Source organism: Polaromonas sp. CG_9.5 (genome assembly GCF_035984465.1).
Taxonomy (GTDB): domain Bacteria; phylum Pseudomonadota; class Gammaproteobacteria; order Burkholderiales; family Burkholderiaceae_C; genus Polaromonas.
Genome location: NZ_JAXCHR010000014.1, coordinates 41,817 through 56,493, shown reverse-complemented (window position 1 = coordinate 56,493; position 14,677 = coordinate 41,817). Strand labels below are relative to the sequence as shown.

The window sequence follows — 14,677 nt, the reverse complement described above, 5'->3', positions numbered from 1 at the left end:
AGTTAAGCAAGCACCGAAGCGCGCAGGTTGTGGGGATCAAGCCGCGCCAGCAAGGCGAGTTGCTCGTCGGTGGGCGCTGCAGTCTCGGGCACATCGGCCGGAACATGCAGCTCAAAGCCGGTGGCTTCCTGCACCTGCGCGGCGGTAACGCCGGGGTGCAGAGACACCAGCCGCGCCTGGCGATCGGGGCCGCCAAAGTCAAACACCGCCAGATTGGTGAATATCTGCCGCACATCGATGTCGTCCAGGCTCCAGCCGCGTGCCAGCCGCGCCGGGTTGTAGCCGACCGACGCCACCATGTCGACTTCGCCGGCCACAAACACCTTGGTGCTGTGGTTGGGAACGAAAAACGAGTTGGCATGGCTGATGGAGTTGCCCGGAAAGCCGCGCACGCCCAGCATCATCGACTTGGGTTTTTGGTAATCGCTGCCAATCATCGAGATGTTGGCCTGACCAAAGCGGTCAACCTGCGTGGGCCCGACCATCGCGTGGCGCTTGCCGCTCCAGACATTGTCAAAAATGCGGGTAAAACCCATCCAGCCTTCGCGCTTGGGCTCGTAGCCGTTGCGCGGGCCAATCGGCACCGGCTCGCTGACCAGCCAGGCTTCTGAATCGGTCATCATCAGGGCCGGGTTGCTCGACAGCATGCTGATCGAGGCTGCCAGGCGCGGCACGATGCCAATGCCGGTGGCCAACACTTCGCCGTCGTCTTTCCACGCGTTTGAAGCCGCACAGATGATTCGGTCTACCAAAGAAAATTCACTCATGACAAGCTCCCGTCAAAACACTGGCAGCGGCAGCTTGCGCACCGCATCGATACCCCCGACCCGCTCCAAATACTCTTCGTGGGTCCAATTCACAAAGCGATCGGCATATTTTTGCCAGCCGCCCTCTTCCTTGGCCGTGGCCGCGTATTCCTTGAAGTGCTTGACATCAAAGCCATACATGGGTGCGCACGAACTTGGGTGTGCGCCCGCAGGGATGTGCACCACGCCGGTGGTGTGGGCGCGTTCCCAGAACACCTGGCGCGAGGCTTCGGCAGATTCAAAATGGCTGCTGTCAACCATCTCGTCGCAGCTCACGAAGCTTTGCTTGGCAGCGCGCACAAACAGCTCGTCCATGTAGACGTCAGGGCCGTTGACCTGGCACACGCCGCGCGTGTCCGCCTTATCCACATGCACCAGCGCCACATCAAGCGGCAGCGCCGGCATGGCCACCCACTGGCGGTCGTCGTAAGGCGAATCGACCAGCCGGATAGAAGGGTTGCGCGTCAGCACGTCGGTGCCCAGACCAATACGCGAAGGAATAAAGGGCACGCGCATGGCGGCGGCCCGCAAGCCGAGCAGCATCATGCCTTCGTCGATTTCCATCACGTCCAGCTTGCCGCTCTGGCGCGCCTGGCGAAAGTAGGGTTCGAGCGGAATGAAGTCTAGCGTCACGAAGGCAAAAATCAGCTTTTTGACCTTGCCGGCAGCGCACAACATGCCCACGTCAGCGCCGCCATAGGCGACCACCGTCAGGTCTTTCACCGGGCTGCGCAAAATCTCGCGCACCAGCGCCATCGGCTTGCGCCTTGGGCCCCAGCCGCCAAAACCCACGGTCATGCCGTCCTTGATCTGCGCAACCGCTTCTGCGGCGCTCATTTGTTTATTGGCCATCACTGCTTCGCTCTCCTGGTCAAGCAACTGCGTTGACAGCGCTGCGCTGTCCGACGCTGAAATCGTGGCCCCAAAGGCTCACGCGGGTAAATTCGTGGGTGATGTGCTCGCGCCAGTCCACCACCGCGCCGCCGTAGCCAAACTCGATGTCAAAGTTCGACGGGCTGCGCATGTAAAAAGAAATCATCTTGTCGTTGGTGTGCTGGCCAAGCGTGGCGGTCTGCTGCACCTGGTGCGCGGACATGCGGTCCAGCGCGCGGCCCACTTCGGGCATGTTCTCGACCTCGACCATCACATGTACGCAGCCGCTTTCTGACGGGAAACCGGCGAACGCCAGGCTGTGGTGGCGGGCGTTGTTACAGTGGAAAAAGTGGATCGGCAGCGTCGGGCCATCCGGGCCAGCGGGCTGAAAGTTGAAGATGTCCGACAGGCCAAAACCCATCACCTGGGTGGCAAATTCAACCGTCTTTTCAAAGTCCAGCGCGGGCAGCACGGTGTGGCCCATGCCGATGTTGCCGGTGACAAAGCGCGACACGCCCATCGGCGAGGCAAAGTGCGCAAAGTCCGAGCGAAAGCCCCAGACCAGTTCGTGGCGGTTGCCCGAGGGATCGCTGAAACCCGCCACCTGTTGCACGCAGCGCAAGCGGCACTGGGCGGTGTCGCCCATCGCGACTTCAACGCCAGCGTCCTTCAGCACTTGCAGCGCGTGGTCGAAGTCGGCCCGGCCAGTCACTTCCCAGCCTGACACCACATAGGCGTCACGTGCGCCGGATTGCACGGCAAAGCGGTATTGCCGCTCGTCCATGCGCACATACAGGCCGCCGTCGGGTGCGGGCGCTGTCATCATGCCCAGCACGCCTTCGGCGTAATTTTTCCACTTGGCCAGATCGGTGGTTTCAGCCACCACGTAAGCCAGTCCGCTGATGTTCATCATTGTTTGTTTCTCCGGGCTTTGCACCAATGAAGCCGCTGCGGTTGATTCTGGTCAGCCGACCCCCTGCAAGCATCGTCCGTTGAGACTAACGAAATCAACAGGCGGACAGCGCACCGCTGCGTGATGGCGGGCGCAGTGCGGTAATCCATAGCTGCGCCTTATCAAAGCTGGATCGCCACGCCAGCGGCCTGCGTTCTGGGCCAAAAACCAGGTTTCAGCATAAAATAAGCCTCTTGCGCATGCTGCGTATGCGCTGGCAGCTATTTATTTAATAGCAAAATGCTGGGTTTTTGCTGGCGTGATGGGCTGCCAAACCGCCTCCGCTCTGGCGCGTAGAGAAGAATTGCAGAGTCGTTTTGCCACGCACTTCGGCCTCGCAATGGCGAGGCCGAACGGGCAGGAAACACAGCGCACGAGAAAGCGAAAAAAGGCGTGAAAACGCCCTGTATGCGGGCGCTTCAACCAGCGCCACCAAAAGGCGTCAAGCCGTGGCGGGGTCGGTGCAGTAGCTGTCGTAGCTGGTGTAGCCGGCGGCGCCTGGCGTGTACAGCGTCTTGCGGTCAAAGCGTGTCAGCGGCTGGCCGGCGCGCAGCCGGGACACGAGATCCGGGTTGCCGATGAAATGTCGCGCAAACGACAGGGCAGCGCCAGGATGGTCGCGCAGCGCGGCTTCGGCGTTGTCTGCGCCAAAGCCGTCGTTCAGGATCAGCCGTTCGCCAAAGTTCGCACGCGCCAGCGCAAAGGCATCGACTTCGGGCATCGGCGCGCGCATCACGTGCAGATAGGCCAGGCCCAGCGTCGCCGCCTGGCGCATCAGTTCGGCGTGCGTGGCGCTTGAGTCCTCGTCGCGGGCGTCGTTGTAAGTGTTGCCGGGGTTCAGGCGCAAGCCGACGCGGCCAGCGCCAATCGCCGCACCCATCTCGCGCAGGCATTCAAAGGCAAAGCGCGCGCGATTGGCCGCCGATCCGCCGTATTCGTCGGTTCGCTGGTTGGTGCCCGAGCTGAGGAACTGCATCGGCAAATAGCCGCTGGTGCCGTGCAATTCGACGCCGTCAAAACCTGCCTCGCGTGCATTGCGCGCGGCTTGGGCATGCTCTTGCACGATGGCACGAACTTCTTCGGTGCTGAGCGCACGCGGCGTGTCGTAGGGCTGCATGCCGGCGCTGTCGGTGACGACTTCGCCCGCCGCCTGCAGCGCTGACGGCCCCACGGTCTCTATGCCCTCGGGCTTGACATGCCGGCTGCCAATGCGCCCGCCATGCATGACCTGCAGCACGATCAGGCCGCCGCGCGCATGCACGGCGTCGGTCACGCGCTTCCAGCCGGCGATTTGCGCTGGCGTGGCAATGCCGGGCTGGCGGCAATAGGACTGGCCAACCGCGCTGGGCCAGGTGCCTTCGGCCACGATCAGGCCGGCGTCGCCGCGCTGGCCGTAGTAATCGGCCATCAGCTCGCCGGGCACGCCGTCAGCGCCGGCGCGGTTGCGCGTCATCGGCGCCATCACGATGCGGTTGGCCAGACGCAGCTCGCCCAGTTGCAGCGGTTCAAACAGTTTGCTCATGTCAACGCACCTTCATCTTGGGCGCGGGCGTACCGCGCCGCATCGTGACTAAAAATTGCTCCAGCGGCGCGGGCGCGGCGACTTCGGGCAGCGTGTCCTTGTCGGTGCGCTTGGCCCAGAACTCGGTCCAGCTCGGAAACAGGTCGTGAAACGTGCCGTTGTAAGGCTGGCGGCCGGGCCAGCGCATCTTCATGTCGCCAATCGGCGGCTTGTTCAGGTCGGTGGCGTACCAGTAGCACGGCAGGCGGCGGCGGAAATACCAGCCGCCGTCGATGCGCTCGTAGTCGTCCCAGTAGAGCATCTGCATGGTCACCCACTCGGCGCCGCACTCGTGCTCGTTCTTGGAGTAAACGACGCCGGTGGCGTGGTCGGCATCGACAAACTCGATGATGTGCTGGCCCAGGTGGTGCGAGGTGCCGGTGAACTGTTCGCGCAGCGTGTCGGTCTGCCAGGCCTTGAAGTGCGCGCGGCCCACCTTGTCGCGGCCCACGCGGATGTCCGGCGCAAACAAATTGACATGCGCATCCATGTCGCGCATGTCCAGCGACAGCGAATACTTGCCGGCCAGCTGGCGAATCGCGTCGATGGATTCGAGCCGGTCGATGCGCTCTTCCAGGTTGGCAGGCCAGGTCATGGGTTGGTCGCCTTTCACAGCGCAGTGACCAGCACGGCCGAGCGGCCACCATCGACCGGCAACGCCGCGCCGGTGATGTAGCTGGCCTCGTCGCTGGCCAGAAACAAGATGGCGTTGGCCAGTTCTTCGGGCTGGCCGACGCGGCCCATGGGAATGAGCTTTTCGGTGTTCTGGCGCGAGGCTTCGTCGGCCAGCATGCCGGCGGTTCCGGGTGTCTCGACCACGGCTGGAATCACTACGTTGACGCGGATGCCGCTGAGCGCGCCTTCAGCCGCTGCCGCACGTGAAAAATTGATGATCGCTGCCTTGGCTGCCGAATAGCCGGCCATGTGGGCCGTGCCCAGCAGGCCGCAGATTGACGACAGGTTGATGATGGAGCCGCCGCGTTCCTTCATCAGCTTCATCGCCGTGCGCGTGCCCCAGAAAGTGCCATCGACCGAGGTGCTGAAATTACTGTGCCAGTCGGAGGTACTGGTTTCCTCAATGGTGCCCCAGCTGTAGGCCATCGCGTTGTTGACCAGCACGTCAAGACGGCCGTGGCGCTGCGCTGCGGCCTCAATGGCAGCCGTAAAGCCGTCTTCGTCACTGACATCGGCCTGCACTGCCTCGGCCTGGCCACCGGCCGCCTTGATTTGCGCCACCACCTCGTCCAGCGGCGCTTGGCGGCGACCGCAAATGACCACGGTCGCACCTTCCTGGGCGAGGCGGATCGCCGTTGCTGCGCCAATACCCGTGCCGCCGCCGGTTACGAAAGCGACCTTGCCCTGCATTCTTGCTTGTGTCATGGTTGTCTTTTTCAGTGGGCACAGGGCGACGTTGCGCTCCGGTCTGTGCCGCAAGGTGAATGAATTAAAGGAAGGCGCTGCCGCCGTTGACCGCCAGGTTCTGGCCAGTCACAAAACCGCTGTCGTCGCTGGCCAGGAACAGCGCGGCGCGCGCGATGTCCTCGGGTTCGGCCATGCGGCCCATCGGTACGCCGGCAATGATGGCGTCCGTCCATTCCTGCGGAATGCTTTGCATCATGGGCGTGTTGGTCGGGCCGGGCACCAGCGTGTTGACGCGGATGCCTTTGGACGCCAGCTCTTTGGCCATGCTGCGTGTCAGGCCCATCAGCGCAGCTTTCGACGCGCAGTAATGCGCCGGGCCGTCGCCGCTGGCCGCTGCCGTGCTGGCCACGTTGATGACCACGCCGCGCGTTTCGGCCTTGAGCATGGCGCGCACCGCTTGGCGGGCGCAGTAAAAAGCACCGTTCAGGTTCACATTGATGACACGCGCCCAGGTTTCGTCGTTGATATCGGCAAAGGCATCGACCGAACCAATGCCGGCGTTGTTGACCAGCACATCGACCTGACCAAAAGTGGCAACGACTTCATCTATTACGGCGGCGACAGCGGCGCTGTCGGCGACGTTCAGGCTGCGCGCGATGCTGCGCCCTTTCAATCCGGCCAGCGACTCCTGCGCCGCTTCCAGATTCAGGTCCAGCGCCACCACAATGGCACCTTCCTGGGCAAAACAGCGCGCAATGGCGCGCCCCATTCCCTGCCCTGCACCGGTCACCAATGCCACTTTGTCTGCGAGTCTCATCTGTTGTTCCTTTACGAATCATGGGGTCAATCTGATGCGCAAAGCTTAGACAGCCACCAGTCACAAGCCATCGTCTAATGGGACTATTGAGCGATCTTGATGAATGCAGAGTGGTCCCAATTCGCGGCATATCTAAGACGTCACCCTTTTCAGATGGCTCCCCACGCGTTGGCCAGCGTTCAAGGACTTCCTGATTGGGCAAAACAGCCTGTTGATAAACAAATAGAGCTGATACAGCAAGAAAAGTGGCTGTAGCGCACGTACAGCGTGCGAAAGCCGCTATCAATTCAGGACTAACATAGCCCTACGAGTTGCAATTGCATCGCCTTTATGATGCAATTGAATCATGACAACCCTATCTTCCCTGCCTGCGACGGCCCAGCGCATGAAATCACTGGGTGCGGTCTGGAACATCATCGAGCCCTCCACCACCGGGTCTTCAGCCGCACGCCTGCCGGTGCCGCCCTTTACCAACGAACAGGCGCTTCGGATCCTCAAGCGCGGCATTTCCAGCAAGGTCATCGAGCCTTTGTCTGATTACCTAGCGGTCGGCAAGGGTGAACTGGTAAATATTCTGGACCTTGACCGGACGACGCTTTTGCGCCGCGCCAGCAAAGACCAGCCGCTGCCCACGCATTCCGCAGAAAACGTGCTGCGCGTGCTAGAACTCAAGGACGCCGCCATCGACACCTTCGAGACCGAAGCCATGGCGCTGGACTGGATGCGCCGCCCGCATCCGATGCTCGACGGCGAAAGCCCGCTCGAATCAGCCGCCACGTCTTTTGGCTCGCGGCGGGTGCGCGAAATTTTGCTGGCTATTCAATACGGCGGTGTGGCTTGAGCGTTGTCGCGGTCTGGCGCATCGCCTTTTCCGGCGCGCTGCGGCTGGCCGATCTGGGCTTTGGCTCAACACTGGGCGATGGCCGCTGGCACACCGGATGCGCAGGGCCGCGTCAACTGGTCTATTGCGGCGCAAGCCGGGCGTTGTGCCAGCTTGAAAAGCGTGTCCACTGCAACGGAGCGATGCCCAAAAACATGGCCTTGATGCGGCTGGAAATTCCGGCTTCCGCCGCTTTACCTGACGTTGAGCAATGGGCGGGCCAGGCGCTGGCTGCCGACTGGCGGCAAGACAAGGGGCTGACCCAGTCGGTCGGCATGCAATGGCTGGACAGCCAAGCCAGCCTGGGCTTGTGGGTGCCGTCGTATGTCGAGCCTGCGGAGCGAAACCTGTTGCTCAACCCGGCGCATCCCGACTACCTGCGCATTGAGCTGGTATGCGAAAAAAATCCTTTCGTTTTTGATCCCCGGCTGTTTATGTGAGTACGCCAGTGCGGCTTTGATGAGGGGCTGGCACCGCTCTTGCCCATAACGGTTTCAAAACCCAAATGCACCGGTCGGGATGAATCCTGTTTTTTTCGATAGATGGATTGTCAAAATGAAGCGAAAAACCAAACGCGAATTTTGTTCTTGCAAAAATGACACCATGTTTACGCATTTTTTACCGAAAACAGCAGCGCTTGCATGCTCTCACGTTCAGCAATGCTGGGCCAATTGGCATCCTGTGGCACGGATGCAGGAGCGGCGCTACCAAGAGGGGTAGACGGCGTTGAAGTCCAGTCAACACGCCCTTCCTGGTTAAACCGGATCTCGGTATAAGTTTCGTTGACCACCGTGTCAGGAGCGCCATTTTTCATCCGCACGTACCAGTCTGCCAAGCGCAAGGTCTGACCAGCCAGTGTTTCGGCCACTGCTTGGCCACGTGCCAGCGCCACGTACAACGCATGCGGGACAGGGTGGACACCCTGCTCTGCGTCCAGCAAGAAAACATAGGACGCGTACTTGTCTTCATCTGCACACTGCCCGTCTGGCACGCAGCAGTTTTGGGCTGACACATCCACGGTGCTGTACACCGGTGAAAAGCCACCGCCCGGCGTACGAAAGTTGGTGGTTTGGCCCTGATACATCCGCGCTGCCACCCACTGGACTGCGCCGTCATACGTGTAGGCGCGCAGATCAAATTTCATGGCCTTGGGGTCCAGCTTGTCGACCATGCGCTCGCCAGGTAAAACGATGCTCTGTGCCACATAGTCACCCGCAAGAATATCTTGCCAGACACGCTTGGTCAGCTTGTCGCCACGGTAGGCGGCCCGGCTTCCAAAACCGGCGACCGGCTTGAAAAAGAGGCTTCGACGTGCGGCCCAAAGGCGTTGCTCATCGTCGGGATCAACCACTTCGGTGCGGGGAACATGTTTGAGCAGTACCTCTTGCGTCGCCTGGGGAACGCCCAGCGCCTGCAATTGCGCCGCATCGCTGAACACTGCGAGCCGCCTCTTGTCGGCATACAGCGCGTGGGCCTGTGGATGCGGTGTCAGCACAACCCCACGGTTCAAGTAGGCTTCACGCAGCGCGCTGCTGCTGGCTTCCTCCAGATAAAAATCAGTGAGCCGGTTGTAAACCAGATCGATGGCGAGTTCACCATGCCACAGCACGCCGCCGCGCCACTCCAGCGCAGAAGGACCGCAAATAACCGAGCGCATACCGTGACGCTCGAACAACTGCTGGAAAAGCAAAAACTCGGGGTAGAGATACTGGTCTTCTGGCCCCTCGTCGACGATGGCAATACTCGACAGCGCATTGGTTCGGCCGCTGAGATGCCATTCATGGCGAAACATGTCAACTATTTGCTGCTCAAAGTTGGCTGCCCCCTTGAGACTGGGTGCCATCTCTTCCATCGCCGTGCAACAAGCCCGCTGCGCCCGCGCCAGCAACGCATTGAGCATGGCCCCGCCTGCATTGGTATTGATCTCGATGAGGCCCAGACTGCCTTGATGAAGGTGAAAGTCGTAGCCAAAAAAGGCTCCTCGGGGACCACTGGTCTCGAAGCGGGCAATGGCGGGCGAGGTGGCCAAGACCTGCTCACGGTACGTGGAAAGCGCCACGACCGATTCGACGGCGTGCACCAATTGCGCCATGGCTTGCAGCTGCACTGCAGGCACAAACACAGGTTGCGCGGCGAACAGGTAAGGGCAACGCTGCCGAATCATTTCCGACAGGACAGGCTGACCGACCTCAGCATCGAGCGCAAGCGACAGCGCGTTTGGGTCGAGCGTCAGGCAAAAGCAGCTGCGATTGAGGACGTCAGAATGCTCAGGCTGCGCGCTGAGTTGCGGCGAGGGTGAAGGAATATTCATGGGTCTTTAAATATCCCCATACTAATCGGTCGCTCTGAAGTTCAAAGCAGCACGATAAGCGTTCATCGGCAAGCAGCCAGCCAAGAGTGTTGAAACATCAGGAAACCAGTCAGGCTTTGGTTTTTCGCCACCAGTTTTTGATAAGCGTGAAAGAGTGCCCAGTTCTGTCTGTGGTGGACTAACTTAAATGAAGCCACCATGAGGCATTGCCAATTGGCGTAGCGGATTGAAAAAATTTAAAACCTGTCTTTGCTGGCGTGCCTGCCGCTGAAAAACAGGTATTTAACCAACGAAATGGCTGCAAGTGCCAACACCACAAAAAGCAACAGGCATAAAAGCCCCATGACCCACATCATCGGGCCACCCGCCATGGCGTGCATCATGTTTTGCATAGTTATTTTTCCAATGCTATTAAGAGTTTGAAAAGTTTGGCATCACCGCCTGAACAATGCACCGAGCATGAGACAAGTCCTTTTGGCGGGCGTTTACTCATCTGTCGCTGGTGCCGTAGGGTGCGTCTATCGTGACGAGCCAGGGTTACTTGGCCGCTTGAATAGTCGTTATAACCAGAGCACCATTGGCTTTTTCAGCCGCGAACTTGATCTTGTCTCCGACCTGCAATTTTTCAAGCATTGCGGGATCGGTTGCTTTGAAGACCATAGTCATGCCTGGCATTTGAAGGTTTTCAATTGCCTCGTGCTTGATTGTGAGTTTGCCCTGCTCGGTGTCGACCTTGCGCACCTCTCCAGAGGTCAACTTTGCGAACACGGCAAGCGTTGCAGTTTCACTCAAGGGTGAAGTCTGCACGTCAGAGGCAGCCATTGCGATCCCTGAACTCCCCGCAAACAGAGCTGCAGCAATCAGCAAAGCATTTATTTTTGTCTTCATAAAAATCCTAAGTGTGGTTGATCAATGGACGACCAGGTGTTTACCGGCGGTACAGTTCACGGTTGCGGCGCTTGTCGGCGTCCGTCAACACCACGCTTGGCTTGACAGTGTTGTGCGCAATGGTGTCCGTGTGAACAAGCGTGCCTCCTTGAAACGCATAACTGTGCTGGGCAGGCACAAAGCCTCGCTCGTTATCGATGAACCTGCTGCCGTCAGCGGCAACGGGGTTGTTGCGAAAGGCTTGCAACTCTTGCATCACTTCAGCGCGGGTTTTGGTGCTGGTGCCGGTGTTGGCCTCAATGAGGCTAACGCCGCGCTCGTTGCCTGCCCAGCCGGTGTGGCTGCTGGCAAAAGCGGCAGGAACGGCAGCGGCCACAAGGGCCAGGGCAACAATGGTTTTACGAATGGACATGATCAAGCTCCTTTAATATCGACGGAGTTGTCCCAAGCCTGGGAGCAACCTGGATGCAACTGCTGCATCACGGTTCCCAATGTAGAAGCCAGAGGGCAACACAATGCTGACCTGCAGATTACAAATATGACATGTTCGACAGGAACCTATTTTGAAGATATTGGTGATTGAGGACGAACCCAGGGCTGCCGAGTATTTACGCCAGGGCCTGACGGAGAGTGGCTATGCCGTTGAGGTGGCCCACAATGGAACGGACGGCCTTCACGTGGCGATCAACGGCGATCATGCGCTGGTCATTCTGGACATCATGCTGCCAGGTATTGACGGATTCACCGTGCTGTCAGCACTGCGTACTTCCAAACAAGTACCTGTTTTGATGCTCACCGCCCGTGGCCAGACCGATGACAAGGTGCGCGGCTTTGACTTGGGCGCCGATGATTACCTGGTCAAGCCTTTTCAGTTTCCCGAGCTGTTGGCCAGGGTGCGCGCACTGGTCAAACGCGGCCAGCCAGCAACAAATGATTCCGTTTTAAGGACAGCAGATCTTGAAATAGACCCAGTTCGTCACCGGGCAACCCGGGCAGGCCAGCGGATCGATCTTTCCGCAAAAGAGTTCGCCTTGCTGACTCTGTTAGCCCAGAAAACGGGTGAGGTACTTTCAAGAACACAGATTGCATCGCTTGTATGGGACATCCATTTTGATTCGGACACCAATGTTGTCGAAGTGGCGATCAGACGGCTACGCGCCAAAATTGACGATCCTTTTGATGAAAAACTGATTCACACGGTGCGTGGCGTGGGTTACGTTTTTGAACGCCGGAAAGCGTCGTGACGCCGCGCGCACTGCTCGATTTCTGGACTCAGAAATCACTGGCAGTTCGAATTGCGCTCACCAGCGCATTCTTCGGTCTCATTCTCACGGGTGGGGCCATCGTGGTCGGTTTTTATGCGCTTTCACAACAGCTCGATACACGTGCGGCCGAAGAGCTTAAAGGAAAGCGTGACTTGCTGCTGCACATGTTGTCTGAAATACCCTCACCTGAAGCAATCGCTCAAAATAAGCACCGGTTTGAGGATTTGTTGATTGGTCATGATGACCTGCATTTGGCCCTGACTGACCCCGCCACCGGCCAATGGGTGGCGAGTTTTTCCGAAGTCGCAAAGCAATCAGTGTTTGCGCTGGACGCCAGTGCAGCGATCAATACAACCATCGCCGCATGGAGGATGCCCAACAATAGTCAACTCAATGCCATTCGTGGCATTGGTCCGGTCGCCAATGGCGAAGCAGTGCGTTACTACCTTTCTCTGGACCGGCGCCATGACCGCAAGCTGCTGAGTGGTTTCATCAACACCACGGTGGTTGCGTTGCCAATAATGCTGCTTGTTGTGGCACTGGGCGCATGGCTCATAGCGCGTACCAGTTTGGCGCCGCTGCGACGATTTCATCAATTGGCCGCATCAATCGGAACGCAGTCCCTGAGCCACCGAGTATCTTCTTCAGGATTACCCAAGGAGCTTCATGAGCTTGCCGAAGCGTTCAACGGCATGCTGATCCGAATCGATGACGGTTATCAAAGGCTGCAGGAATTTTCGGGCGAACTTGCCCATGAAATGCGCACCCCCATTGCAACGCTTTTGGGAAGAACTCAGGTGACCCTTTCCCAATGCCGCACAGTTGCCAACCTGCGAAATGTACTCGAAGGCAATGTGGAAGAACTCGAACGCCTGTCTCGCTTGATTGCTGACATGCTTTTCATTGCCAGCGCAGACCACAACGAAAATATCCTCAAATGTGCACCCGTCGATCTGGGCAAAGAGGCTCGGCAGGTAGCGGAGTATTTATCGCTGATTGCAGAAGAGCGAGGCTTGACCATTGAGGTAACTGGCAGTGCAACTATCTTGGGCGACCGGCTGCTAGTGCAGCGCGCAATTACCAACCTGCTGTCCAACGCGATTCGTCATGCGCATGCAAATTCTGAAGTGAACTTGCTGATAGCGTTTGAAAATGAGAACACCACGTTGGCAGTCGTCAATGAAGGGGATGGCATCGCAGCGGAGAATTTGGAACGCGTTTTTGATCGCTTTTACCGTGCTGACGCGGCCAGAGCGCGTCTTGACGGTGGGGCAGGTCTTGGCCTGGCAATTGTGCGATCCATCATGTCGGCGCATGAAGGACAGGTGAGCGCAAAGAGTCTGGTAAATGGCAAAACAACTTTCACACTGTCATTTCCAGTAAAAAATTTTCCTTGCCTAAATATGCCCAAATCTGCGACGGTATCCAGCATGGATGATTGAGTCGAAATTTGCACTGGTTGTTGATTGAATCGAGGATAACAAAATCGTAATGTTTCGGTCAGGCCACTGTATGCCGGTGTCCTCTACATTGCCCTCAGTGATACAAAAAATTGTGTCACAGGCTGCATAGATTGACTGGGACCTATTACAAAGAAAGATTTTTGTTATGTCTATTTTCAAAGCCATTGTTGGATTCGGTCTTGTTTTTTCAAGTCTGTCAGCCTTCGCCATCGATCAAGGAAACATCGAAAAGTCCGTTCAACTCAAGGATGGATCAACGGTGCACCAGTTCAAAGATGGAAAAATGGCCATGGAAAGCAAATTCGGGCGCCCTTACCGTATGAAAGACGGTGAAGTCATGGAAACGACGAATGGCAAATCAATTGCGATGAAGGGCGATGAAGTTGCCAGACTTTCCAACGCGATACGGTCACATATGAGGCCTTGAAAATTGGTTTTTGCATCACTTTTGCCTGGGTTTTTTGCAATAAACGCTGGTCATAGCCATTTGAATCGACTGCAGCGGTTGCCCACAAAAACAGGTAGAGCCGATGATTGCCTATTGCTGCCGTTAACGGCTACTTGCAATGCCCTATAAAATAAACTACTAAAAATTTCTGGTATTTTCACCTCCCCATGCGTCACCTTTTCCTCATCCTCATGATCGCCCTGCTGCCTTTGCGCGGCTGGGCCAGTGACGCGATGGCAACGGCAATGGTCACGGCTCAGGTGCAACACCAGCAAACTGCTGCACCCACATCAGCCACCCACGCGCATGAAGCAGGGATGCAAGCGCATCAGGATACCGAAACTGTGATGGCTGACGCAGCTCGAACTGCCGCCGACTGCTCAGGCCATGCCTTTGGAGAAGATGAGCATGCAGAGGACGCACACTGCAATACCTGCAGCGCCTGCCAGGCCTGCCACACGGTTGCGCTGTCTCCATCGACAGTCAATGTAATCACCGCTTTCAATCCACGCACACTGCCCCACGCAGTCATTGCCCAATATGTCAGTGCCGAACACGCACTGGGCCAAAAACCACCGATTTCCTGATTTCCAGGCCCGTACTGGGTCTGTACTTGCTGACCGCATGGCCCCTTGTGGCCTTTGCATCGCATGCGATGCCCGGACAACCGCGATTTTTCCCATCGCCCCGCTTGTATTTCAGGAGATTTTCGTGACTATTCGTCTTTATTCAAAACTGTCCGCTGCCGTGGGCTTATTGGTGGTGTCCCTGTGGGCCACCCAGGCCAGCGCACAAGTTTCTGCTTCTACACCATCAAACATTGCGAGTCCAGCAGCCACCGAACAAGCTGCTGTGCCCGCTTACCGCTCGGCGCTTGAGGGCTACCAGCGCTACACCGAAGAAAAAACCGTCAACTGGAAAGACGCCAACGACGCCACCGCGCGGATTGGCGGTTGGCGCGCGTACGCCAAGGAAGCCAGTCAACCGCAGGCGCCAGAAGGCACCGACAAGTCCAACTCCGGCGTAATGCCAGCCAAACCGTGACGAGAAC

Annotated in this window: 18 protein-coding genes; 7 read left to right on the top strand and 11 right to left on the bottom strand. The window is 58.1% G+C overall.

The window, feature by feature from the left end; all coding sequences use genetic code 11:
* Positions 1-2 precede the first annotated feature (2 nt).
* The 7 genes from RCH06_RS12120 to RCH06_RS12090 form a co-directional block, all read right to left on the bottom strand.
* The gene (locus RCH06_RS12120; RefSeq protein WP_327081723.1) at positions 3-767 is read right to left on the bottom strand and encodes a CoA-transferase subunit beta; all 765 of its coding nucleotides are present in this window, start codon (positions 765-767) and stop codon (positions 3-5) included.
* Positions 768-779: 12 nt separating this feature from the next.
* A complete protein-coding gene (locus RCH06_RS12115) occupies positions 780-1,658 on the bottom strand; it encodes a CoA transferase subunit A (RefSeq protein ID WP_327081722.1) in 879 nt (292 codons plus the stop codon).
* Positions 1,659-1,677: 19 nt separating this feature from the next.
* Positions 1,678-2,592 (bottom strand): VOC family protein, encoded by a 915-nt coding sequence (locus RCH06_RS12110; protein WP_327081721.1) that lies wholly within the window; start codon positions 2,590-2,592, stop codon positions 1,678-1,680.
* Positions 2,593-3,073: 481 nt separating this feature from the next.
* Positions 3,074-4,153 carry an alkene reductase gene (locus RCH06_RS12105; RefSeq protein WP_327081720.1) on the bottom strand — a complete coding sequence of 360 codons (1,080 nt, stop codon included), beginning with the start codon at positions 4,151-4,153 and terminating at the stop codon, positions 3,074-3,076.
* Position 4,154: 1 nt separating this feature from the next.
* On the bottom strand, positions 4,155-4,787 hold the full coding sequence (locus tag RCH06_RS12100) for a nuclear transport factor 2 family protein (protein ID WP_327081719.1): 633 nt from the start codon (positions 4,785-4,787) through the stop codon (positions 4,155-4,157).
* A 14-nt stretch (positions 4,788-4,801) separates the two neighbouring features.
* Positions 4,802-5,572, bottom strand: coding sequence for an SDR family NAD(P)-dependent oxidoreductase (locus tag RCH06_RS12095; RefSeq protein ID WP_327081718.1), 771 nt, complete (start codon positions 5,570-5,572; stop codon positions 4,802-4,804).
* A gap of 64 nt (positions 5,573-5,636) precedes the next feature.
* Positions 5,637-6,371: an SDR family NAD(P)-dependent oxidoreductase gene (locus tag RCH06_RS12090; protein WP_327081717.1), complete on the bottom strand. Its 735-nt coding sequence runs from the start codon at positions 6,369-6,371 to the stop codon at positions 5,637-5,639.
* Positions 6,372-6,717: 346 nt separating this feature from the next.
* Here RCH06_RS12090 and RCH06_RS12085 point away from each other — a divergent pair, with 346 nt between their 5' ends.
* Both RCH06_RS12085 and RCH06_RS12080 read left to right on the top strand, forming a co-directional pair.
* Positions 6,718-7,212 (top strand): antitoxin Xre/MbcA/ParS toxin-binding domain-containing protein, encoded by a 495-nt coding sequence (locus tag RCH06_RS12085; RefSeq protein WP_327081716.1) that lies wholly within the window; start codon positions 6,718-6,720, stop codon positions 7,210-7,212.
* On the top strand, positions 7,209-7,691 hold the full coding sequence (locus RCH06_RS12080) for an RES family NAD+ phosphorylase (RefSeq protein WP_327081715.1): 483 nt from the start codon (positions 7,209-7,211) through the stop codon (positions 7,689-7,691). Before RCH06_RS12085 ends, RCH06_RS12080 begins: the two co-directional genes overlap by 4 nt.
* A gap of 167 nt (positions 7,692-7,858) precedes the next feature.
* Here RCH06_RS12080 and RCH06_RS12075 read toward each other — a convergent pair whose 3' ends face one another.
* The 4 genes from RCH06_RS12075 to RCH06_RS12060 form a co-directional block, all read right to left on the bottom strand.
* The gene (locus tag RCH06_RS12075) at positions 7,859-9,562 is read right to left on the bottom strand and encodes a hypothetical protein (protein WP_327081714.1); all 1,704 of its coding nucleotides are present in this window, start codon (positions 9,560-9,562) and stop codon (positions 7,859-7,861) included.
* 236 nt (positions 9,563-9,798) lie between these two features.
* On the bottom strand, positions 9,799-9,945 hold the full coding sequence (locus tag RCH06_RS12070; RefSeq protein WP_327081713.1) for a hypothetical protein: 147 nt from the start codon (positions 9,943-9,945) through the stop codon (positions 9,799-9,801).
* A 154-nt stretch (positions 9,946-10,099) separates the two neighbouring features.
* Positions 10,100-10,450, bottom strand: coding sequence for a copper-binding protein (locus RCH06_RS12065; RefSeq protein WP_327081712.1), 351 nt, complete (start codon positions 10,448-10,450; stop codon positions 10,100-10,102).
* Between the two features lie 40 nt (positions 10,451-10,490).
* Complete coding sequence (locus RCH06_RS12060; protein WP_327081711.1) at positions 10,491-10,862, bottom strand: DUF4148 domain-containing protein; 372 nt, start codon at positions 10,860-10,862, stop codon at positions 10,491-10,493.
* A 151-nt stretch (positions 10,863-11,013) separates the two neighbouring features.
* On the opposite strand from RCH06_RS12060, the gene RCH06_RS12055 reads away from it, so the two are divergent.
* From RCH06_RS12055 to RCH06_RS12035, 5 genes are all read left to right on the top strand, one after another.
* Positions 11,014-11,694, top strand: a complete 681-nt coding sequence (locus RCH06_RS12055) for a heavy metal response regulator transcription factor (RefSeq protein ID WP_327081710.1) — start codon at positions 11,014-11,016, stop codon at positions 11,692-11,694.
* Positions 11,691-13,157, top strand: coding sequence for a heavy metal sensor histidine kinase (locus RCH06_RS12050; protein ID WP_327081709.1), 1,467 nt, complete (start codon positions 11,691-11,693; stop codon positions 13,155-13,157). The genes RCH06_RS12055 and RCH06_RS12050 overlap by 4 nt, the downstream gene beginning before the upstream one ends.
* 166 nt (positions 13,158-13,323) lie before the next feature.
* On the top strand, positions 13,324-13,605 hold the full coding sequence (locus tag RCH06_RS12045; protein ID WP_327081708.1) for a CopK family periplasmic copper-binding protein: 282 nt from the start codon (positions 13,324-13,326) through the stop codon (positions 13,603-13,605).
* Between the two features lie 188 nt (positions 13,606-13,793).
* Positions 13,794-14,213: a hypothetical protein gene (locus RCH06_RS12040; protein WP_327081707.1), complete on the top strand. Its 420-nt coding sequence runs from the start codon at positions 13,794-13,796 to the stop codon at positions 14,211-14,213.
* A gap of 124 nt (positions 14,214-14,337) precedes the next feature.
* Positions 14,338-14,670: a hypothetical protein gene (locus RCH06_RS12035; protein WP_327081706.1), complete on the top strand. Its 333-nt coding sequence runs from the start codon at positions 14,338-14,340 to the stop codon at positions 14,668-14,670.
* The last annotated feature ends 7 nt before the right edge of the window (positions 14,671-14,677 follow it).